This is a genomic window from Pseudomonas putida (genome assembly GCF_050989985.1).
Classification (GTDB): domain Bacteria; phylum Pseudomonadota; class Gammaproteobacteria; order Pseudomonadales; family Pseudomonadaceae; genus Aquipseudomonas; species Aquipseudomonas putida_AI.
The window spans coordinates 2444907-2465237 of record NZ_CP158815.1; the positions used below are offsets into that span (position 1 = coordinate 2444907).

The window sequence follows — 20331 nt, forward strand, 5'->3', positions numbered from 1 at the left end:
ACAGGGGGCGCGTCGTCAGCTATGGGTGAACTAGACTTGAAGCAGCACCGTTCACCACCGGCCCTCAAGGCCCGTGGCCTGCAACAGGAGCCCATCATGCTTCACATCAGAACACCCTTGATCCTTCACCCGGACCTCTCGACGGCGTCCCGCCGAATCTGGCTCAAACTGGAAAACCTGCAACCCGGCGGCTCCTTCAAGGTGCGCGGCATCGGGTTGTTGTGCAGCCAGGCCGTGGCGCAGGGCAAGCGCAAGGTTATTTGCCCTTCAGGGGGCAATGCCGGCTTTGCCACCGCTGTGGCCGCTGCCCGCCTGGGGTTGAAAGCCTGTGTCGTGGTGCCCAACACCACCCCGGAGTCGACCCGGGCCAGGATCAGAAAAACCGGGGCCGAGGTGATCGTTCACGGCAAGGTCTGGGACGAGGCCAATCTGCGGGCCAAGGAACTGGCGCAAGGCGCGGACACCGAATACGTGCCGGCCTTCGACCATCCGGTGCTGTGGCAAGGGCACAGCACGATGATCGATGAAGTCATCGAGGATTGCCCGCAGGTCGATGCCATTGTCACGTCGGTGGGAGGCGGTGGATTGCTCGCTGGCATACTCACCGGGCTGATTCGCCACCAGCGTATGGATTGCCGGATCGTCGCCTGCGAAACCGAGGGTTCAGCCTCGTTCGCCGCCGCCGTGAAGGCCGGGCATCCGGTCAAGTTTCCCCGCATCGATACCGTCGCCCGTTCGCTCGGCGCCTCCCTGGTGGCGGCCTGGCCGGTGGAACACATCCTCGACTTCGACCACGAATGCGTGGTGCTCGGCGATGACGAGGCGATCATGGGCGTGGTGCGTTACGCCAGCGATCTGCGTCAGCTGGTCGAGCCGGCCTGCGGTGTCTCGCTGGCAGTCGCCTACCTGGATCACCCGGCGATTGCCGGGGCCCACGATGTGGTGGTTGTGGTGTGTGGCGGGGTCAGCATCAGCGCGCAACTGGTGGCTGGCTGGGCGCGTTGAAGCTCCCTTGCTTCCTGTAGGAGCGAGCATGCTCGCGATGCACTTCAGGACACCACGGGGTGTCAGGCTCCCAACGTTATCGTTGGCGACCATCGCGAGCATGCTCGCTCCTACAAGAGCGCTTAGTGATTGGCGACCGCACTGTCCTGCACGAGTATCGCCTGTGCCAGGTCTTTGTCGCTGGCGTTGGCGAGGTCAGGATGATCCTGCCGCAGTTGCTGGAACACCGACTCCAGGTACGCGCCGCGAATCGTGCCGCCACTGGCCACGAAGCTGGAGGCGTCATCCCGGGCGGGAATCATCAATTTGTGATCCTTGAAAGTCGAATACAGCGAAGCGGATACGCCGGCCGAGGTGGCGACGTCACCCGCGTCCACGTCGGCCAGTGCAGAGCCGACAGGTAAACACAGCAGCAGGGAAGAAACGATAATCAGACGGCGCATGATGGTGTCCTCTGCAGCAAAAGGGAAATGCCTCATATTTTGAGATGCATGGCCGTTGCCAAGAGTTCCCTTTTGTTGGCGGGCTGCAAAATCCATGGGCGATTCACAACCCCTGTAGGAGCTGCCGAAGGCTGCGATCTTTTGATCTTGATCTTGAAAATCAAAAGATCGCAGCCTCGTTGCACTCGACAGCTCCTACACAGCACCTACACAGCGCTTACAGGTCCCTCGCCGCGCAGACAATCACCTCAACGAGCAGCGCCGGATCCGCCAGTTTCGCCTCGCCGCAGGCCCGGGCCGGTGCATGTCCTTCCGGGACCCAGGCGTCCCACACCGCGTTCATCGCCGCGAAGTCCGCCATGTCGGCGAGCCAGATGGTGGTTTGCAACAGGTGCTTGCGGGAGGAACCGGCCTGGGCCAGCAGGGCATCGACCCGGGCCAGGGCATCGCGGGTCTGGCCGGCGACGTCGTGTTGCGGTTCGCCCACTTGCCCGGCCAGGTACACCGTATTGCCGTGGGTGACGATCTGGCTCATGCGCTTGTTGGTCTGTTGGCGCTCGATGGTTGGCATCAATGATTCTCCTGTTGGAAGGCGTTGCTCGGAAACGTAGCTCGGAAACGTGGCTCGGAAACGTAGCTCGGAAACGTTGCTCAGAAGCGTTGCACGGAAAAACTGTCGAGCCATGCAGGTGCCTTGCCGGCGATGCAGTCGGCCACCAACTGGCCGGTGGCCCCCGCCAGCGTCAGGCCCAGGTGCTGATGACCGAAGGCGTAGATCAGGCGCGGCTCGTTCGGCGAGGGACCGATCACCGGCAGCGAATCCGGCAGGGAAGGGCGAAACCCCAGCCACTTGCGCGCCACCGGCTGGGTCAGGCCCATGACGCGGCGCACGTTTTGCTCCAGATAATCGAAGCGCTTGGGATTGGCCGGGTCGTTGATCGAACCAAGTTCCACCGTGCCCGCCACGCGCAGGCGACCCGCCATTGGCGTCATGTAGAACGCGCGTTCCACCGGGCAGCACGGGCGGTTGAGCGGGGTGTCCGGCATGTCGAATTCGATGTGATAACCGCGCTCGGTATCCAGCGGGATCCGGTCACCGACCTGATTCGCCAGCGCCGCCGACCACGCGCCGCCACACAGCACCACGCGGTCGGCGCGCCAGCTTTTGCCTTCGGCACTGCTGAGATAAAGGCCGTCACTTTTGCGCTGCACACCGGTGATGGTCGCCTGATGCAAGGCGCCCTCGGCGATCAGTGGTGCCGCCAGTGCTTCGATGAAGGCGCGCGGGTCGTCCATGTGCGACGACTCGGGAAACAGGATGCCCGCCACCGCTTTGCCTGCCAGCGCCGGCTCCAGCTGTTCGATCTCCGAGGCTTTCAATACTTGCTGGGCAATACCCAGCGAACGACGCAATTCAATGGCCGCCTGGGCGCCAGCGAAACCCTGCTCGGTGCCGTAGGCGTAGAGGCAGCCGTTGTGGCGCAGGTGTCGGTCGGCCTGCGGACAATCGGCCAGCAGCGGTGCATAACCGCTGTAGGTGTGCTGGAGGATCTGGCTCAGGGCCTGGGTGTTGACGGCACAGCGCGCAGCACGACATTCATTGAGAAACCGCACCAGCCACGGCATCAACTTCGGCAAACGCGCCCAGTTGATGACGAAGGGCGATTCCCTGGAAAACAGCAGGGACGGAATCGCCTTCAGCAACGATGGCTGTGCAATCGGCATCACGCCATAGGGCGCAAGGGTCCCGGCGTTGCCATAGGACGCGCCACTGGCAATCGCCTCGCGCTCCAGCAGCGCCACCTGATAACCCTGGCGGCGTAGCCAGAGCGCGGTGGCAACCCCGACCACGCCGGCACCGATAACGGCGATTTCACAATGAACTGGCTGTGTCATGTCTCTCTCAGATCCGGTTGTGCATGTAGAGATGGCCCTGGCGCGCCAGCTGGCTGATGACCTTCAGGGCCTTGATCAGTTGCTCGCGGGACAAGGCCGCCGAAATATTGATGCGCACCGCTTGCGGCGAGAGTTCCGGACGCAGGGTGAAGGCGCCGCCGGCGAGCAGCACCACACCGCGGTCGTGGCACAGGCGGGCGAAACGCGAGCCGGTCCAGGGTTCCGGCAGGATGAGCCAGGCGTGGGTGCCGGTGGTGCTGTGCTCGAATTCCAGGCCTTCGAGGTGGCTGGCGAGCAGCGTTTGCCGGGCGCGCAGTTCTTCGCGCTGCTCGGCCACCAGTTGCTCGGCATGGCCGTCCTCGATCAGCCGGGTGGCGATCAGCGCGGTCAGCGGCGAGGTGCTCCAGCAGTCGATGCGCTGCATGGCGGCGATGTCCTGGGCCAAGGCCGGCGGAGCCATGACAAAGCCCATGCGCAGGCCCGGCGCGATGCATTTCGACAGGGCCGAAATGTAGATCGTGCGTTCGGGCAGCAACGCGGCGAAGGCGGGCGGCGACTGGTCCAGCAGCGGTCGATAGACATCGTCTTCGATCACCAGCAAATCGGTTTCGCGAATGACCGCCGCCAGGGCTTCACGACGCTCGGCGTCGAGGGTGATGGCGGTGGGGTTGTGGATCGACGGCACCAGGAACAGCAGCCGTGGCTGATGTTCGGCGCACGCCTGGCGCAGCGCTTCGGGGGACATCCCGCGCTCGTCGGCATCGACCCCCACCAGAATCAGCCCCAGCGAGCGACACAGGGCATTGATGCCTTGATAGGTGACGCTGTCGGCCAGCACGGTATCGCCGCTGCTGGTCAGGCTGCGCAAGGTGCTGGCGATGCCATGCTGGGCACCCTCGGCGATCAGCATCTGCGAGGCATGGGCCTCGACGCCGGTATGGCGCAGCCATTGCGCGGCGGCTTCGCGGGCCCACAGCGGACCTTCGGAGGGGTGATAGTCCTTCATGTCGCCAAAACGCGGGTCACTGGCCAGGCGCGGCAGCAGTTGCGCCAGCACCCGATTGAAACCGTCGGTGGCCGGGCGATTGACGCTCAGGTCGACGGTGCCGGGGTCATTGCTCGGTGCCGACTGGAATTGCGTCGCCGGATGCCGCGGTTGCGCCACCTGAGTGCCGCGACCGGGACGGCTTTCCACCAGGCCTTTTTGCTGCAGCACCGCCATGGCCTTGGTCACGGTGGTGATGTTCACCCCCAGTGCGCTGGCGAAGTCACGGTGGGGCGGCAACCGCTCGCCCGGCTTGAGCTTGCCGGTGCCGATGGCTTCGGCCAGCGAGTCGGCCAATTGCGCGTAAAGGGTTTCCGCCTTGTCACGCTGCAATGCCGCACTGGCCTTGAGTTCTTCCAGCAGTTGTTCGAATTGACTCATGGTGCCTTATCCCTGCTTGTCATGCTCGTAGCAAGACAATAAGCAAATTTGTATTGCTTTTTATCCGATACAACGCCCATTGACAAGCTAAAAAACCGTGATTAGTGTGTGAGTTGTAATGCTTGTCATGCAACACAATAAGAAAATGGCTGCCATGCGCAGTTCAACGGGTACGCACATGACTTACAAATCGTTCCATCCGGGTTCGGCCCGGCCTTGCGGACACCACCGACACTTCAGCCTGCCAGCGGGCGGCACAGAGTATCCGGTGAGTTGTCCCCCTCGCGCAAAGTCTTCGATGAATTTATCCGGTCGATCGACCCCATCCCACGTCGCGGAGGACATCCGATGAGCAAGGCTCAGCCAACCCAGGCACAAAACCCGCCAAAAAACGGCCAGCAACGCCTCAGCGGTGCATTGCGCCAGCGTCACATCACCATGATTTCCCTGGGCGGGATCATCGGTGCCGGCCTCTTTGTCGGCAGCAGCGCAACCATCCAGGCGATCGGGCCTGCGGCCTTCCTCAGTTATCTCGCTGCCGGCATCGTGGTGATGCTGGTCATGCGCATGTTGGGCGAGATGGCAGTGGCGTTGCCCGGTGTCGGTTCCTTTACCGAATACGCGCGCATTGGCCTGGGCAATTGGGTCGGTTTCACCAGCGGCTGGTTGTACTGGTACTTCTGGGTGATCGTTGTTGCGGTGGAAGCGGTGGTCGGCGCCAACATTCTCGAGCAGTGGATACCGCTGCCGGCATGGGTGATCGGGCTGAGCCTGCTGGCAATCATGACCGCCATCAACTGCCTGTCGGTGAAGTCCTATGGCGAGTTCGAGTACTGGTTCGCGTCGCTGAAGGTCTTCGCGATCATCGTCTTCATCTTTGTCACCGGCGCCTACCTGTTCGGTTTCGCCCCGAGCACCAGCGACCTGCTGGGCAACCTGGTCAATGACCGTGGCTTCATGCCATACGGCGTCAGCGCCATCCTCGCCGGGGTGCCGACAGTGATTTTTGCCGTGGGCGGTGCCGAGATCGCGACCATTGCCGCCGCCGAATCCGACGACCCGTCGAAGAACGTGGCGAACATGACCCGCTCGGTGATCTTCCGGGTCATCACCTTCTATGTCGGCTCGATCTTCCTGATCGTCTGTGTGGTGCCCTGGGGCCAGATCGTCGCCGGGCATTCGCCCTTCGTGGCGGCGCTGGATGTCATGCGCATTCCCGGCGCGGCCATGATTATGCAGGCGGTTGTACTGGTGGCAGTGCTGTCGGCGCTGAACTCCGGGTTGTACGTGTCTTCGCGGATCCTGTTCGGCCTGGGCCAGCGCGGCGATGCCCCGGCGCAACTGGCGCAACTGACCGAACGCAAAGTGCCACGGGCGGCGGTGCTGCTCAGCAGTGTGATCGGCTACATCGCGATCATGGCGGCGATCATTTCTCCGCAAGGCGTGTTCCTGTTTTTGGTCAATGCCTCAGGTGCCGTGATGCTGTTCGTGTACCTGGCGGTGGCGCTGGCGCAGATCAGGGTGCGCCGCCAGGTCGAGGCCACGGCGCCGGCCCGGCTGACCCTGAAAATGTGGCTGTTTCCCTGGCTGTCCTATGCTGTGGTGGCAGTGATTGCGGGTGTTTTGGTCGCCATGGCGTTCCAGGAATCCTTGCGTACTCAGTTCCTCGCCAGCCTGGTCAGTCTCTTGGTGGTGTCCGCCGCTTACCTGATCCTCAGGCGCCAGCGGCAGCCCATCGCCAAACCCCACATCAGTGCCATCGACATCCTCGCGGGCCTGTCGGCACGGTCATGAATCCCGGGAAACATCAGTAAGCAGAGGAAAGCACCACGCCAGGGACGGCGCTGGAGCAACAAGGCTTGTACCGGTCAAAAACAATAAATTTGCCAATAGGTGATCTATGTCCGACTTCAAGTTCGATACCCGTGGTTTCTCCCGTCGCGGCCTGCTCAAGGCTGCCGGCTACGGCTCATTGGCCGCAATGGCCGCCAGTGCAGCCGGGCCGATGTCCTTTGCGTTCGCGGCCGACAAGCCGATCAAGACCATACGTCCCGGCTACCTGACCGCCGCGTGCCTGGGCGACATGCCCCTGGGCGCCCTGCGCGAAGGCGTGCCCATCGGCACCGACCTTGAGCTGCTCAAGCTCATCGCCGACCGCCTGGAACTCAAGCTCGATGTGCTGACCATGGGCTTCCCGGCGGTGGTCGAAGCCGTGCGGTCCGGGCGTGCCGACTGGTTCGGCGGCAACTTCGCCTGGAACCCGATGCGCTCCAAGATCCTGCTGCTGACCGATCCGGTGTTCTACACCGGCGCCTACGTGATCATGCGTGACAGCGAACCGTTCGACTCCTCGATCACGGTCAACGATGTGAAGGGCCGCACCATCGGCGCCATCACCGGCTACTTCACGATTCCGGACATGAAGAAAATCGAAGGGGTGAAGGAGGTCAAACTCTACGACAACACCGATTCGTGCCTGCGGGACGTGCGCGCCGGGCGCCTGGATTTTGCCGTACTGGATGCTCCGACCATCGACTACATGATCCTCCAGGACCCCAGCCTCAAGCTCAAACAGATCCCCATGGCCTACGACGAAAAATTCCCCAGCCTGACCGCCAAGTTCGAAGCGATCTGGGGTGTGCATCCGCAGAACCAGGACCTGTTCGACGGCGTCAACCAGGGCCTGCGCTGGCTGAAGGCGACCGACCAGATCAAGCCGGTCCTGGCCAAGTACGGCATCAAGAACCCTGACTACCTGGTGCCGCCGGCGAAGAACCCGCGCATCGGCGTCGACCGTGACGACAAGGGCAATGTGATCGGTCCGTTCGAACACCCTGCCCGTGATTTCAGCCAGGCCTTTGCCTGAATAGAGGAGCGGGCGCATGGCTGATTCAACTCCACTGGTGCGCATCGAAGGGCTGCACAAGTCCTTCGGCAGCCTGGATGTGCTCAAGGGCATCGACCTCAACGTGCAGCAGGGCCAGAAGATCTCGCTGATCGGCCCCAGCGGCTCGGGCAAGACCACCTTGCTGCGTTGCGTGAATTACCTGGAGGAACCGACCCGGGGCGATATCTACATCGATAACGAACTGATCGGGCAACGGCTGGTGGGCACCCGCAAAGTGCCCATGAGCGATAAGGAACTGGCGCGCATGCGCGCCGAAATCGGCATGGTGTTCCAGCGCTTCAACCTGTTCCCCCACCTTTCGGTACTGGAAAACATCATCCTCGGCCCGCTCAAGGTGCAGGGTCGCGAGCGGGCCGAAGCGGTGGCGCAGGCCGAGGATCTGCTGAACAAGGTCGGCATGTTTGCCAAGCGCGACGCCTTTCCGGAACAGCTGTCGGGCGGGCAGCAGCAGCGCATCGCCATTGCCCGGGCACTGGCGATGCGACCCAAGCTGATGCTGTTCGATGAGGCCACCTCGGCGCTTGACCCGGAGCTGGTGGGAGAGGTGCTGGGGGTCATGCGCAAGCTGGCGGAGGAGGGCATGACGATGATCATCGTGACCCACGAAATGAGCTTCGCCGAAAGCGTGTCCGACCAGGTGATCTTCATGGCCGACGGCAACATCGTCGAACAGGGGCCGCCCCGGCAGATCTTCCGCGAGAGTCAGGTGGAACGTACCCGTTCCTTTATCCGTGCCGTGCAGGAGCATTGATTGATGTTCGATACCACTGCACTGCACAAGGCCATCGAGCTGCTGCCGTACTTCCTCAACGTGCTGGGCATGGGCGCATTGACCACGGTGGGCCTGACCCTTGCTGCGTTCGTCGTGGCGGCGCTGCTGGGGTTTGGCCTGGCGCTGATGCGCCTGTCGCGCAGTCGCCTGCTGAGCCTGATTGCCAGTGTGTACCTGGAGATCTTTCGCAACGTACCGATCCTGACCCAGCTGTTCATCCTGTACTTCGGGCTGACCTACATCGGCATCACCTTGCCGGCGGTCGGTGCGGCGATCATCGGTTTCGGCCTCAACGGTGCGGCGATTCTGTCGGAGGTGTTCCGTGCGAGCATCCGCACCATCGACCGGGGGCAAAGCGAGGCGGCATTTTCCATCGGCATGACCCGTGCCATGGCGCTGCGCATGATCGTGTTGCCCCAGGCCTTCAAGGTGGCGATTCCGGGGATGGCCAACTTCGCCATCGGCCTGCTCAAGGACACTTCGCTGGCCTCGGCCGCGGCGGTGCCGGAGCTGACGTTCAAGGCGAAGATGCTGGTCAGCGAGACCTACCAGACCAATCTCATCTACTTTTTGCTGGCGATGATTTACCTGGTGTTGAGCCTGGTGCTTTCCCATTGGGCAGCGCGCACCGAGCGGCGCCTCAAAGTGGTCAAGGAGAACTGAAATGGGCTATGGCGAACTGTGGGAAGCCACCCATGTCGAGTTCCTGACGGCGGCGTGGGCGACATTGCAATTGGCATTCGGGGCGTTGGTCATCGGCCTGATCGTCGGCCTGCTGGTGGCGCTGGCGCGACTGTCCGGCAGCCGGCCCCTGCGTCGGGTGGCGCTGGGGTACATCGAACTGTTCCGGGGCACGCCGGCGCTGGTGCAGTTGTTCATCGTCTATTTCAGCCTGACTGAAATCGGCGTGCAGTTCAGCTCGTTCCAGGCGGCGATGATCGGCCTGGGGCTAAACGCGGCGGCGTACCTGGCGGAGATTTATCGCGCGGGGCTCGAAGCGGTGCCCAAGGGCCAAGTGGAGGCGGCGAAGGCCATCGGCATGCCCAAGCTCAAGGTGTTGCGTTGGGTGGTGCTGCCCCAGGCCATCCGCATCGTCCTGGCGCCGATCGGCAACGTCGCCATTTCACTGCTCAAGGACACCTCCGTGGCGTCGCTGATCGCCGCGCCGGACCTGATGCTGCGGGCGCAGGATTTGAGCTCGGTGTACTTCATGCCGCTGGAGATCTACATCCTGGTGGGCGCGATCTACTTCGCACTGTGCTACCCGCTGTCGCTGGGGGTGCGATTGCTGGAGCGCAAGACAAGGCGGTCGTGAAGCACACCCAAACCCCCTGTAGGAGCGAGCCTGCTCGCGATGACGGTACGACAGGCGAAGAAGATGTCGACTGAACCATCGCCATCGCGAGCAGGCTCGCTCCTACAGGATTGATGTGTTGAATCCGGAATCCAGGTCCACCGCAAACCCCTGTGGGAGCGGGCTTGCCCGCGATGACGGTACAACAGGCGAAGCAGATGTTGACTGAACCACCGCCATCGCGAGCAAGCTCGCTCCCACAGGATTGATGTGTTGAATCCGGAACCCAGGTCCACCACAAACCTCTGTAGGAGTGAGCCTGCTCGCGATGACGGTATGACAGGCAAAGAAGATGTCGACTGAACCACCGCGATCGCGAGCAGGCTCGCTCCTACAGTTGGATTTCCCACAGTTGGATCGAGGTGTAATTGAGGTGTCTGGATCTTCAGCTCACCGCGAAAACCGGCTGCGATAGTCCCGTGGCGACACGCCCAGGTTGCGCTGGAAGGTCAGGCGCATGCGTTCTTCATCGCCAAAGCCGCACAGCCGGGAGATCTGGTCGATGTTGCGCTCGGAGTCTTCCAGCAAGCGCCGGGCGGCCTCCACGCGCAGTACTTCCACGGCCTTGGCCGGGGTGCGGCCGGTCTTGAGTTTGTAGACCCGGGCAAAGTTGCGCGGGCTCATTTGTACCTGCTGGGCGAGGGCCTCGACAGTGAGGTTTTCGGTGGCCAGGTTGTGCGAGATCCACAGGTGCAGGTCATCGAAGGCGGCCCCTTCGCTGGTTTGCGATTGCAGCAATTGACTGTACTGGGCCTGGCCGCCGGGACGCTTGAGAAACACCACCATTTCCCGCGCCACCTGCAACGCCACTTCTCGCCCGCAATCTTCCTCGACCAGCGCCAGGGCCAGGTCGATACCGGCACTGACACCGGCGGACGTCCAGACCGGACCCTGCTTGACGAAGATCGCATCGCTGTCGACTTCAATCGAGGGGTAGTGCTCCTTGAGCATGTCGCACATCTTCCAGTGGGTGGCGGCGCGTCGGCTTTCCAACAAGCCGGCCTCGGCCAGCAGGAAGGTCCCGCTGCACACCGATGCGGTGCGCTTGACCTTGCTCGATGCCTCGGCCAGCCAGGCCACCAGATCCATGGAAAAGTGCATCGCCTCGAGAATCTTCGGTGCGCCGGGGACGATCAGCGTGTCGATTGAATGAACGTCGAAGTCGCTCAAGGGCACCGAATGAACGGCCAGGCCTTCAGCGGTGTGCATCAAGCCGCCGGCCAGGCTGGCGGTGTGCAGCGTATACCCCGGCAGGTTGAGGGCGTTTCTGTATCGGGAGGCTGCCCAGAACACGGTTTGCGCGCCGGTCAGGTCCAAAAGGCCCATTTCGGGGTAGGCGAGGAACACGATCAAGCGCGGTTGGTCAGGCTCAAGCTCGGGCTGCGGAGTGGGGGAGACGGCGAGGCTGGCGATTTCGTTCATGGGCTTCTGTTTTAACGAGTTGGAATAATGATAATTCGCAATCGGTATAAACGTGATGGCTGTTGATCGGCTGTCAGGAATCAAGGGTTTTATGTCAGTCGCCCGTCGAAGTTTAGTCCCGTCACGGGGCGTGGTTGTAGGATAATTTCCCGCTGTCTTCTTCGATTACTTGAACGAAGGTAGAGATCATGTCCAGGAACATTGTGATTGTGGGCGCCGGGTTCGCCGGCGTCTGGGGCGCACTGGGTGCGGCCCGTGTGCTCGATACTCAGGGCAGGGCCGCCGATGTCGAGGTGACGCTGGTTTCCCCGCGACCGGAATTGGTCATTCGACCGCGCCTGTATGAACCCTCCCCCCAGGAAATGGCAGCGCCCCTGATGCCGCTGCTGGATGCCATTGGCGTCAAATTCGTCGGTGCCGAAGTCCAGCGGATCGACACCTCGGGCCGTCAGTTATACGCCCGCACTGCCGACGGGCGCGATATCAACCAGGCCTATGACCGCCTGCTGTTGACCAGCGGCAGCAAACTCAATCGACCGCCCGTACCCGGGCTTGCCGAATACGCCTTCGCCTCGGACCAGATCGCCGATGCAGTCGAGTTGGAAGAGCATCTGATCGGACTGAACCAGCTGCCAGACTCACCGGAACGCAACACGGTGGTGGTCGTTGGCGGTGGTTTCACCGGCCTGGAAGTGGCCACCGAGTTGCCGGGGAAACTGCGCAAGATCCTCGGACCGGACGTCCCGTTCCGGGTCGTGGTGGTCGAGCGCGCCGATGACATTGGCCCGGACCTCGGGGCGAACCCGCGGCCGTTGATCATCGAGGCGTTGAAGCAGATGGGCATCGAGTTTCAGGTCGGCTCCGGGGTGGTCGCCATCGATGCCGACGGCGTGCAGACCGCCAATGGCCAGCGCATCGATGCCTTGACCGTGATCTGGACCGGCGGGCTGGTGGCCAGCGGACTGACGTCCCAGGTGTCGTCGCAACTCGACCGCCTGGGCCGCGCCGAAGTGACTGAAGACTTGCGCGTGCTCGGCAACGATCAGGTGTTTGCCGCCGGTGACGTGGCCAGGGCGTTGACCGACGATCAAGGTCATTACGCGCTGATGTCCTGCCAGCACGCGATCATCATGGGGCGCTTCGGCGGGCACAACGTGGCCGCCGATCTGCTGGGCGTGCCGACCCTGCCATACCGTCAACCCTTCTATGCCACCTGCCTGGACCTGGGCGAGTGGGGCGCGGTGTACACCGAAGGCTGGGATCGCCAGATCGTGCTGACCCACGACGAGGGCAAGGAGCGCAAGCGCATGATCAACACCCAGTGGATCTACCCGCCAGCGGCGATCCGTGCCGACGCGCTGGCGGCGGGTGATCCTTTAGCATCGTTCTGATGCAATCCACTGTAGGAGCGAGCTTGCTCGCGATGGTCTAAAGGTCCGGCGCGTTTATTCAGACAGCACGCGTTATCGTTGACGACCATCGCGAGCAAGCTCGCTCCTACAGTGGGGGAGTACTCGTGAAAATCCGGAACAATTGTATTGCCGACCCCTGTCTGTTTCCGCACAAAAGGCCTGCGTACCTTGGGCCCATCGAAACCAGACAAGGACCTCCCCATGCTCAACCGAGTGCTTTTGCCCCTTACACTAATGCTTAGCCTCAACGCCGCCCACGCCGCCGATGTCGAAAAATGGTACCCGTCGAAGTACGGCGCCAATGATGAAATCGGTGCGGCGAACCTGCTCAGCGCCGACACGGTGCTCAACGCCGCCAAACTGATCAAGACCGGCAAGACCTACCCGCTGGCGGTGCCCATCGACAAGAACCTGCCGGCCTTCCGTCATCGCAGCTTTCACCTGACCAACGTTCAGCCGGGCGAAGCGGGCGGCACCAGCATGGGGCCGAACAAATTCACCTTCAACGATGAACTGGTGGTCGGCTGGACCGGCGTCGGTACCCAGCTCAACGGCATCGGCCACATCGGCATCGACAACGTCTACTACAACGGCAATCGCGCGGCCGACTTCGTCAGTGTCGAAGGGGTGCGCAAACTGGGCATCGAAAAGGTCCCGCCGATCGTCACCCGTGGCGTGGTCCTGGACATGACGGCGGTGTACGGCAGCGCCATCGTGCCGGAGAAAACCGAGTTCACCGTCGCTGACATCCAGAAGGCGTTGGACCTGCAAGGCATCAGCATCGAGAAAGGCGACGTGGTGCTGTTCAACACCGGCTGGCTTGAGCTGTTGGGCAAGGACAACGAGAAGTTCCTCGCCGTGGAGCCGGGCATCGGCATGGCGGCGGCCAAGTGGCTGGCGGACAAACAGATCGTCGCGTTCGGCGGCGACACCTGGGCATCGGAAATCTACCCCGGCACCGACGGCCAGGAGTTCCCGGTCAACCAGTTCATGCTCGCCAAAAACGGCATCTACAACCTGGAGCTGATCGATAGCCGGGCGCTGGTGCGGGACAAGGCCTGGACCTTCATGTTCGTGCTCGGGCAGCCGCTGTACAAAGGTTCGACCCAGGTCAACATCAACCCGGTGGCGATTCGCTGACAGACTTCACTACCCATTAACTGTGGGAGCGAGCCTGCTCGCGATGGAGTGTCAGTCGACATCGATGTGGCTGATACACCATCGCGAGCAGGCTCGCTCCCACAGGGGACTAGTGACAGGCCGGGGGATGACGAACACTCATCCCCCGGCCCGTTGTTGTCATTTGTTTGCCAGTTATCCCGCCCCCTAGAGTGATGCGTGCGCCTTGGGCGTATTCCTTTCATTCATGTCATCGCCTGCCGAGCGCAGGCGAGGGAGTTTTTGATGTCCGATATTCTGGGCCAGCAGTTCATCGACGGGCAGCGCAGTGCCCTGGGCGGCGAGATCTTGCACAGCCTTGACGCCAGCACCGGGCAGGCGCTGCCTTATGCGTTCCATCAGGCCACCGAGAAAGAAGTCGAGCTCGCGGTCGCCGCGGCTACCCGTGCCTTTGCGCCTTTCCGTCAATTGTCACCGCAGCGTCGTGCCGAGTTTCTTGAGGCCATCGCCGAGGAAATGGATGACCTTGGCGACGATTTCATCCGCCTGGGTTGCCAGGAAACCGCATTGCCCGAAGGGCGGATTCGCGGTGAGCGTGGCCGCACCACCGGGCAGTTGCGCCTGTTTGCCCAAGTGCTGCGCCGGGGTGATTTTCTCGGTGCACGGATCGACCGCGCATTGCCTGAGCGCATGCCGCTGCCACGCCCGGACCTGCGCCAATACCGCATCGGTGTCGGCCCGGTCGCGGTGTTCGGCGCGAGCAATTTCCCCCTCGCGTTTTCCACCGCCGGCGGCGACACCGCCTCGGCGCTGGCGGCCGGTTGTCCGGTGGTGTTCAAGGCCCACAGCGGGCACATGGCGACCGCCGACCGGGTGGCCAGCGCCATTGTGCGCGCGGCGCAACGCACGGGCATGCCGAGCGGCGTGTTCAACATGATCTACGGCGCCGGTGTCGGTCAGGCACTGGTCAAGGCCGAGGGGATCAAGGCGGTGGGTTTCACCGGTTCGCTCAAGGGCGGTCGTGCGCTGTCCGACCTGGCTGCCGCACGAGCGCAGCCGATTCCGGTGTTCGCCGAGATGTCGAGCATCAACCCGGTGATCCTGTTGCCCGAAGCCTTGCGCAGTCGCGGTGGCAAAATCGCCGAGGAACTGACCGCCTCGGTCAACCTCGGTTGCGGCCAGTTCTGCACCAGCCCCGGCCTGATCATCGGCCTGCGTTCGCCTGAGTTCACGCAGTTCCTCCAAGCCTTCGCGCACAACATGGGCAGCCAGCCGCCGCAGACCATGCTCAATGCCGGCGCGCTGAGCAGCTATCGCAAGGGCCTGCAGCACATCGCAACGCACGAGCGTGTCGATCACCTGGCCGGACGCCCTCAAGGCGAGGCCCAGGCGCAACCGCAGTTGTTCAAGGCCGATGTGCAGTTGTTGCTCGATGGCGATCCGCTGTTGCAGGAAGAGATCTTCGGCCCGGCCACCGTGGTCGTGGAAGTGGCCGATCAGGCGCAACTGCGCGAGGCCCTGGGCAGCTTGCACGGTCAACTGACGGCCACGCTGATTGCCGAGCCCGCGGACCTGGATCACTTCGGTGAACTGCTGCCGCTTTTGGAAGACAAGGTCGGGCGACTGCTGCTCAACGGCTATCCCACAGGCGTGGAAGTCAGTGATGCGATGGTCCACGGCGGGCCATACCCGGCGACTTCCGATGCCCGTGGCACCTCGGTCGGTACCCTGGCCATCGATCGCTTTCTGCGACCGGTCTGCTACCAGAACTATCCTGATGAATGCCTGCCGCCCGCGCTGCAAAACAGCAACCCGCTGGGCCTCGACCGACTGGTCGACGGCCAGTGGAGCCAGTTGCCGCTGAGCTGATACGCCGGCCCGCGCCGCTGCCATGTGCACACCGCACCAGGCCGGCGTGGGCCTTGATGGATTTGCAACTTGAATAGAGCACCCGACGATATGGTTCCTTCACTTGGCAGCATTGCTTCGCGTCTGCGCCTCAAACAACTCAGGCTGCTGATCGCCCTCGACGATCGTGGTTCGCTGCACAAGGCCGCCGAGCAGATTTCGATTTCCCAGTCCGGCGCCACCAAGGCGCTGCACGAGGTCGAGTCGCTGCTCGGCATGCCGCTGTTCGAGCGTCAGCCCAAAGGCCTGGTGGCCAATGAAATGGGGCGTTGCATGATCCGCTATGCGCGCTTGATCTACAGCGACGTGGAGCATCTGCGCGAGGAAATGCTCAGCATCATGCGTGGCCAGGGCGGGCGATTGTCGGTGGGGGTGATCATGGGTGCGGTGCCTTTGCTGACCCGGGCCTTGACTGCACTGCGCCTCAAGCAGCCGGAGCTGTCGGTGGAGCTGGTGGAAAACACCAGTGCCAACTTGCTGGCCCTGCTGGATCAGGGACGCCTGGACCTGGCGATCTGTCGCACCAGCGTCGGCCAGCGCTCGGACGCCTACGACTGCATCGAACTGAGTGAAGAACCCCTGGCCGTGGTCGCGAGCAAGGACCATCCGCTGGCCTGCGCCGAGTCCTTGCAGCTGGCGCAATTGAGCGATTACCGCTGGGTGGTCTATCCCAAGGACATGCCGATGCGCCAGGCGCTGGAGCGGGAACTGAATGAGGCCGGGCTGGAGATTCCGCGCTATCCGCTGGAAACCTCCTCGACCTTCGCCACCATGATGCTGGTGCAGCAGGACCCGACCCTGCTGGCGGTGATCCCGGTGGAAGTGGCCGAGTTCTGCGAGCAGCACGATTTGCTGGTGAAGCTGCCGGTGTCGCTGCGCGCCCTGATCGAACCCTACGGCGTGATCAGCCGGGTCGGCGCCGATCTGTCTCCGGCGGCGACCCTGCTGATCAACGAGCTGCAGCGCGACCTGACTACTTGATCACGATCGGGTTTACCGGCGCGCCGGTGCCGCCGACGATCTTCAGGGGCGCTGCGGTATAGAGAAACTGCCACTGGCCGTCTTCGGCGCAGTCGCTGGCCAGCTCATCGAGCATCGCCACTTCGGTGAAGGTCACGCCGAGGTTGCGCATCAGGGCGTTGTGCAAGGGGATCAGCACGCCTGACACCGGGTCGACCGCGACTTCGTTGGCCATGGTGTCGGTGACCAGGTTGGGGATTTCCATCTGGTGGAACCACTCCACCAGTTCGCGGCTGAAGGTCAGGCCCGGCTCGGCGAAATCCTTGTAGAACTCCTCGGGTTCGCGCTCATAGAACGAACCGATCCAGCCGGTGCGGATGATCAGGATGTCGCGCTTGTGGATCTCGATGCCCTGGGCCTTGGCGGCGGCCAGCAGGTCGTGGTGATTGAAGGTCTCGCCCTTGTCCAGCACCGCCTTGCCGCGATGACGGGCCATGTCGATCAGTACCGCGCGACCGACGATGCCGCGCTCGGCTATCGGCAGGATGCTGGCCTTGTCCATGCCGCCGATGGTGCTCATGGCGTCGTAGCCGTTCCACAGTTTGTTGTCGTGCCAGACATGCCCCAGTGCGTCGTACTGGGTCGAGCCTTGCAGGTGCATGAAGATCACGTCGTCGGCGTATTCGACGTGCCCGTCGAAGTGGGTCTTGCCCGCCAGGAAGTGCCCTTTGTCCAGCACGTTGACCCGCATCGACGGGCGCCGGCCGGGCCACAGCGGCTCGCCCTTGGGATGGCCGATCTGCACTTGCAGGGTGAACGTCTTGCCCTGGCGCACGGCGCTGATACCGCGCAGCACTTCGGCGTTTTGCAGGTAGTTCAGGGCACCGACTTCATCGTCCGGGCCCCACTTGCCCCAGTTGGTCGGCAGGCCTTCGAGCAGGGCCTTGGCATCGGGAGAACGGTTGGCGGCGGTATTGTTGTTGTGGTCGCACATGGGGTTTTCCTTGTTTGAGCAAAGTCATCAGACCTGCACGGTCCCCTGTGGGAGCGGGCTTGCCCGCGATAGCGGTGTGTCAGAAACAACAGTTATGACTGACACACCCTCATCGCGGGCAAGCCCGCTCCCACAGGTTTTTTCGCTGTCTGTTGGTCCTGAGAAGGGCTTACTTGATCGGCGAAAACGCCGCCGGCATCAGCAGCTTCGATTCCATTTTCTCCAGCATCGGGAAGGCGATCGGCACGAAGCCTTCGAGCCAGTCCGGGTCCTGGTACAGGGCGGCGCGCTTCTTGATGCGCTCGTCCAGGCTCTCGTAGGCCCAGATGTGGACCACCTGGTTCAGCTCGCCGATTTCGGTGTACCACCAGCCAACCAGCGTGGTGTAGCGGGAGATCACGTGCAGGCCGTTCTCTTCGAAGTGCTTGAGGTAGGTCTGCATTTTTCCGATCTGGATCGTGTAGGTGCGCATTTCGTAGAACATGGTTTTGCTCGCTTCAGGAATGAATGCCGTGGAAGGCGTTGGTGATGATCCGCTCGACGTCGGCGGCAGTGGTCAGGCGCGGGTTGACCAGCACGTTGCCGCTGCGCATCGAGTCGCTGACCATCTGCGGCATGTATTCCAGGTCCACGCCCAGGTCCTTGATGTTGTCGGGAATGCCGATGGCCTTGTTCAGCGCCTGCACGTGTTCCACCACTTTGTGCCCGGCCAGCGCCGGGCTCAGGCCGTCGATGTTCTCGCCCATGGCGATGGCGATTTCGCGGAACAGTTCAGGGCAGGCCGGCAGGTTGAATTCGATGACGTAGGGCAGCAGCGTCGCGTTGGCGATGCCATGGGGAATATTGAACACGCCGCCGAAGGTGTGGGAGATCGCATGCACGTTGCCCAGTTTCGATTGGGCAAAGGCGACCCCGGCCAGGAACGAACCGAGCAGCATCTGTTCCCGGGCATGCAGGTCGGAGCCTGTGAAAAAGGCTTTCGGCAGGTGCGTGCAGATCATCTTGATCGCTTGCAGCGCCAGGGCCTGGCTGACCGGGTTGGCCTGTTTGGACACGTAGGATTCGATGGCGTGGGTCAGGGCGTCCATGCCGGTGGCGGCGGTGATCGACGGCGGCAGCTTGAGGGTCAGTTCGGCGTCGAGAATCGCCAGTTTCGGAAACAGCGCCGGGCTGATGATCACTGTCTTGAACAGGGTTTTGGTGTTGGTGAACACCGTGGACGCGGTGCATTCGCTGCCGGTGCCCGAGGTGGTCGGGATGGCGAAGATCGGCAGCGGCGGTTGCTTGAGTTTGTCGTAACCCTCGTAGTCGAGGATGTTGCCGGGGTTGGTGGCCATGGCCGCCACACCCTTGGCGGTGTCGATGCTGCTGCCGCCGCCGACGCCGATCACCGAATCGCACCCGTGGTTTTTCAGGAACGCCACGGCGCGTTCCAGCACATCGGTGGTGGGGTTGGGCTCGACCCCGGCAAACACTTCATAGGCAATCTCGCTCTCGGTCAGCGAGGCGAAAAAGGCTTGCATCACACCCGACGCCATCAAGCCTTCGTCGGTGACCACCAGCAGTTTTTTCTGCACATGGGGCTTGAGCAAGGCACCGGCCTGGCGCACCAGGCCATTGCCGCTTTTCAAGGTGGTGGGGAAGTAAAACTGGAACGGGTTCATGTGTGCCTCCGGCGTCGTTTCTTGTTCGTCGGCAAACAGTAATCAGCGTCACAGAGCACCGATAATGAAAAGGTCTGATCCGCCGATCACCCTTTGTCATCCCCGGGTACAGGGGTGTGCGGTGTTAACGTGGGCGCTTTCTAACTTCGGGCAACCTTCGGGAGCATGGTCATGGATTTGGGTATTTCGGGACGCTGGGCGATTGTCTGCGCAGCCAGCAAGGGCTTGGGCCTGGCCTGTGCGCGGGCCCTGGCGAAGGAGGGCGTGAACCTGGTGATCAATGCCCGTGGCGACGAGGCGTTGCAGGCTGCCGCCGTGGAATTGCGCAACCTGGGCGTAGAAGTGCGCACGGTAGCCGGGGACATCAGCGAGGCGGCTGTTCGCGCACAGGTTCTGGCGGCGTGCCCGCAGGTCGACATTCTGGTCAACAACGCCGGCGGACCACCGCCCGGCGACTTCCGCGACTGGCAGCGCGAAGACTGGCTCAAGGCGCTGGACGCCAACATGCTCACGCCGATCGAGCTGATCAAGGCCTGCGTCGATGGCATGGCCGAGCGCGGCTTCGGGCGCATCGTCAACATCACCTCCGGCGCGGTGAAGGCGCCGATCGATGTGCTCGGCCTGTCCAACGGTGCCCGCAGCGGCCTGACCGGGTTCATCGCGGGGCTGGCGCGCCAGGCGCGATTGGCGGGCAACAATGTCACGGTCAACAACCTGTTGCCGGGGCCATTCGAGACCGAGCGCCTGCATAAAACCTTGAGCGCCGCCGCCCAGGCCAATGGCACCAGCATCGAGAGCATTGCCGAGCAACGGCGCAAGCATGTCCCGGCACAGCGCTTTGGCCAGCCGGATGAGTTTGGTGCGTATTGCGCGTTTATCTGTGGTGCCCGGTCCGGGTTTCTTACCGGGCAGAATCTGTTGCTCGATGGTGGCAGCTATCCGGGGACTTTCTGATCCTGGCGGGGGATGACATTCGGTGATCCCCCAATCAGATCCCATCATTATTCAGCGTCGGGGGGCGTGATTAGAGTGGGGCCGCATGCCTCAT

The 20331-nt window shown here is 62.7% G+C and carries 19 protein-coding genes; 11 read left to right on the forward strand and 8 right to left on the reverse strand.

Annotated features, from left to right (window positions below):
• Positions 1–96: 96 nt before the first annotated feature.
• Positions 97–1005 carry a pyridoxal-phosphate dependent enzyme gene (locus ABTV29_RS11325; RefSeq protein WP_433770216.1) on the forward strand — a complete coding sequence of 303 codons (909 nt, stop codon included), beginning with the start codon at positions 97–99 and terminating at the stop codon, positions 1003–1005.
• A gap of 122 nt (positions 1006–1127) precedes the next feature.
• On the opposite strand, the gene ABTV29_RS11330 is transcribed toward ABTV29_RS11325, so the two are convergent.
• The 4 genes from ABTV29_RS11330 to ABTV29_RS11345 all read right to left on the reverse strand — a co-directional run bounded on the left by ABTV29_RS11330 (position 1128) and on the right by ABTV29_RS11345 (position 4770).
• Entirely contained in the window at positions 1128–1448 is a 321-nt protein-coding gene (locus tag ABTV29_RS11330) for a DUF2388 domain-containing protein (RefSeq protein ID WP_433770218.1), read from the reverse strand.
• Between the two features lie 217 nt (positions 1449–1665).
• Positions 1666–2019, reverse strand: a complete 354-nt coding sequence (locus tag ABTV29_RS11335) for a RidA family protein (RefSeq protein ID WP_433770219.1) — start codon at positions 2017–2019, stop codon at positions 1666–1668.
• 80 nt (positions 2020–2099) lie between these two features.
• Positions 2100–3344, reverse strand: a complete 1245-nt coding sequence (locus ABTV29_RS11340; protein WP_433770220.1) for an NAD(P)/FAD-dependent oxidoreductase — start codon at positions 3342–3344, stop codon at positions 2100–2102.
• Positions 3345–3351: 7 nt separating this feature from the next.
• Positions 3352–4770 carry a PLP-dependent aminotransferase family protein gene (locus ABTV29_RS11345; protein WP_433770222.1) on the reverse strand — a complete coding sequence of 473 codons (1419 nt, stop codon included), beginning with the start codon at positions 4768–4770 and terminating at the stop codon, positions 3352–3354.
• 348 nt (positions 4771–5118) lie between these two features.
• Between ABTV29_RS11345 and ABTV29_RS11350 the strand changes: the two genes are divergently transcribed.
• From ABTV29_RS11350 to ABTV29_RS11370, 5 genes are all read left to right on the forward strand, one after another.
• The gene (locus tag ABTV29_RS11350; protein ID WP_433770224.1) at positions 5119–6564 is read left to right on the forward strand and encodes an amino acid permease; all 1446 of its coding nucleotides are present in this window, start codon (positions 5119–5121) and stop codon (positions 6562–6564) included.
• Positions 6565–6670: 106 nt separating this feature from the next.
• Complete coding sequence (locus tag ABTV29_RS11355) at positions 6671–7636, forward strand: transporter substrate-binding domain-containing protein (protein ID WP_433770225.1); 966 nt, start codon at positions 6671–6673, stop codon at positions 7634–7636.
• A 16-nt stretch (positions 7637–7652) separates the two neighbouring features.
• Complete coding sequence (locus tag ABTV29_RS11360; protein WP_433770227.1) at positions 7653–8429, forward strand: amino acid ABC transporter ATP-binding protein; 777 nt, start codon at positions 7653–7655, stop codon at positions 8427–8429.
• Between the two features lie 3 nt (positions 8430–8432).
• Entirely contained in the window at positions 8433–9113 is a 681-nt protein-coding gene (locus ABTV29_RS11365; RefSeq protein ID WP_433770229.1) for an amino acid ABC transporter permease, read from the forward strand.
• A gap of 1 nt (position 9114) precedes the next feature.
• Positions 9115–9765 carry an amino acid ABC transporter permease gene (locus ABTV29_RS11370; RefSeq protein WP_433770230.1) on the forward strand — a complete coding sequence of 217 codons (651 nt, stop codon included), beginning with the start codon at positions 9115–9117 and terminating at the stop codon, positions 9763–9765.
• A 429-nt stretch (positions 9766–10194) separates the two neighbouring features.
• Here ABTV29_RS11370 and ABTV29_RS11375 read toward each other — a convergent pair whose 3' ends face one another.
• Positions 10195–11226 carry a GlxA family transcriptional regulator gene (locus ABTV29_RS11375; RefSeq protein ID WP_433770232.1) on the reverse strand — a complete coding sequence of 344 codons (1032 nt, stop codon included), beginning with the start codon at positions 11224–11226 and terminating at the stop codon, positions 10195–10197.
• Positions 11227–11414: 188 nt separating this feature from the next.
• Between ABTV29_RS11375 and ABTV29_RS11380 the strand changes: the two genes are divergently transcribed.
• The 4 genes from ABTV29_RS11380 (at position 11415) to ABTV29_RS11395 (ending at position 16646) form a co-directional block, all read left to right on the forward strand.
• Positions 11415–12617 (forward strand): NAD(P)/FAD-dependent oxidoreductase, encoded by a 1203-nt coding sequence (locus ABTV29_RS11380; protein WP_433770234.1) that lies wholly within the window; start codon positions 11415–11417, stop codon positions 12615–12617.
• Between the two features lie 222 nt (positions 12618–12839).
• A complete protein-coding gene (locus ABTV29_RS11385) occupies positions 12840–13778 on the forward strand; it encodes a cyclase family protein (RefSeq protein WP_433770236.1) in 939 nt (312 codons plus the stop codon).
• 264 nt (positions 13779–14042) lie between these two features.
• On the forward strand, positions 14043–15626 hold the full coding sequence (locus ABTV29_RS11390) for an aldehyde dehydrogenase (NADP(+)) (RefSeq protein WP_433770238.1): 1584 nt from the start codon (positions 14043–14045) through the stop codon (positions 15624–15626).
• 90 nt (positions 15627–15716) lie between these two features.
• On the forward strand, positions 15717–16646 hold the full coding sequence (locus ABTV29_RS11395) for a LysR family transcriptional regulator (protein ID WP_433770240.1): 930 nt from the start codon (positions 15717–15719) through the stop codon (positions 16644–16646).
• Here the strand turns inward: ABTV29_RS11395 and ABTV29_RS11400 are convergent.
• The 3 genes from ABTV29_RS11400 to ABTV29_RS11410 all read right to left on the reverse strand — a co-directional run bounded on the left by ABTV29_RS11400 (position 16639) and on the right by ABTV29_RS11410 (position 19283).
• The gene (locus tag ABTV29_RS11400) at positions 16639–17619 is read right to left on the reverse strand and encodes a cyclase family protein (RefSeq protein WP_433770242.1); all 981 of its coding nucleotides are present in this window, start codon (positions 17617–17619) and stop codon (positions 16639–16641) included. The genes ABTV29_RS11395 and ABTV29_RS11400 overlap by 8 nt on opposite strands.
• A gap of 169 nt (positions 17620–17788) precedes the next feature.
• Positions 17789–18103 (reverse strand): NIPSNAP family protein, encoded by a 315-nt coding sequence (locus tag ABTV29_RS11405; RefSeq protein WP_433770244.1) that lies wholly within the window; start codon positions 18101–18103, stop codon positions 17789–17791.
• A gap of 13 nt (positions 18104–18116) precedes the next feature.
• Positions 18117–19283, reverse strand: a complete 1167-nt coding sequence (locus tag ABTV29_RS11410) for an iron-containing alcohol dehydrogenase (RefSeq protein WP_433770245.1) — start codon at positions 19281–19283, stop codon at positions 18117–18119.
• Positions 19284–19454: 171 nt separating this feature from the next.
• Between ABTV29_RS11410 and ABTV29_RS11415 the strand changes: the two genes are divergently transcribed.
• The gene (locus ABTV29_RS11415; RefSeq protein ID WP_433770247.1) at positions 19455–20237 is read left to right on the forward strand and encodes an SDR family oxidoreductase; all 783 of its coding nucleotides are present in this window, start codon (positions 19455–19457) and stop codon (positions 20235–20237) included.
• Positions 20238–20331: the final 94 nt, after the last annotated feature.

Excerpts from the sequence above, each read along its gene's own strand:
- ABTV29_RS11325 (WP_433770216.1), top strand. The coding sequence starts at position 97 with ATGCTTCACATCAGAACACCCTTGATCCTTCACCCGGACCTCTCGACG.
- ABTV29_RS11330 (WP_433770218.1), bottom strand. The coding sequence starts at position 1,448 with ATGCGCCGTCTGATTATCGTTTCTTCCCTGCTGCTGTGTTTACCTGTC.
- ABTV29_RS11335 (WP_433770219.1), bottom strand. The coding sequence starts at position 2,019 with ATGCCAACCATCGAGCGCCAACAGACCAACAAGCGCATGAGCCAGATC.
- ABTV29_RS11340 (WP_433770220.1), bottom strand. The coding sequence starts at position 3,344 with ATGACACAGCCAGTTCATTGTGAAATCGCCGTTATCGGTGCCGGCGTG.
- ABTV29_RS11345 (WP_433770222.1), bottom strand. The coding sequence starts at position 4,770 with ATGAGTCAATTCGAACAACTGCTGGAAGAACTCAAGGCCAGTGCGGCA.
- ABTV29_RS11350 (WP_433770224.1), top strand. The coding sequence starts at position 5,119 with ATGAGCAAGGCTCAGCCAACCCAGGCACAAAACCCGCCAAAAAACGGC.
- ABTV29_RS11355 (WP_433770225.1), top strand. The coding sequence starts at position 6,671 with ATGTCCGACTTCAAGTTCGATACCCGTGGTTTCTCCCGTCGCGGCCTG.
- ABTV29_RS11360 (WP_433770227.1), top strand. The coding sequence starts at position 7,653 with ATGGCTGATTCAACTCCACTGGTGCGCATCGAAGGGCTGCACAAGTCC.
- ABTV29_RS11365 (WP_433770229.1), top strand. The coding sequence starts at position 8,433 with ATGTTCGATACCACTGCACTGCACAAGGCCATCGAGCTGCTGCCGTAC.
- ABTV29_RS11370 (WP_433770230.1), top strand. The coding sequence starts at position 9,115 with ATGGGCTATGGCGAACTGTGGGAAGCCACCCATGTCGAGTTCCTGACG.
- ABTV29_RS11375 (WP_433770232.1), bottom strand. The coding sequence starts at position 11,226 with ATGAACGAAATCGCCAGCCTCGCCGTCTCCCCCACTCCGCAGCCCGAG.
- ABTV29_RS11380 (WP_433770234.1), top strand. The coding sequence starts at position 11,415 with ATGTCCAGGAACATTGTGATTGTGGGCGCCGGGTTCGCCGGCGTCTGG.
- ABTV29_RS11385 (WP_433770236.1), top strand. The coding sequence starts at position 12,840 with ATGCTCAACCGAGTGCTTTTGCCCCTTACACTAATGCTTAGCCTCAAC.
- ABTV29_RS11390 (WP_433770238.1), top strand. The coding sequence starts at position 14,043 with ATGTCCGATATTCTGGGCCAGCAGTTCATCGACGGGCAGCGCAGTGCC.
- ABTV29_RS11395 (WP_433770240.1), top strand. The coding sequence starts at position 15,717 with ATGGTTCCTTCACTTGGCAGCATTGCTTCGCGTCTGCGCCTCAAACAA.
- ABTV29_RS11400 (WP_433770242.1), bottom strand. The coding sequence starts at position 17,619 with ATGTGCGACCACAACAACAATACCGCCGCCAACCGTTCTCCCGATGCC.
- ABTV29_RS11405 (WP_433770244.1), bottom strand. The coding sequence starts at position 18,103 with ATGTTCTACGAAATGCGCACCTACACGATCCAGATCGGAAAAATGCAG.
- ABTV29_RS11410 (WP_433770245.1), bottom strand. The coding sequence starts at position 19,283 with ATGAACCCGTTCCAGTTTTACTTCCCCACCACCTTGAAAAGCGGCAAT.
- ABTV29_RS11415 (WP_433770247.1), top strand. The coding sequence starts at position 19,455 with ATGGATTTGGGTATTTCGGGACGCTGGGCGATTGTCTGCGCAGCCAGC.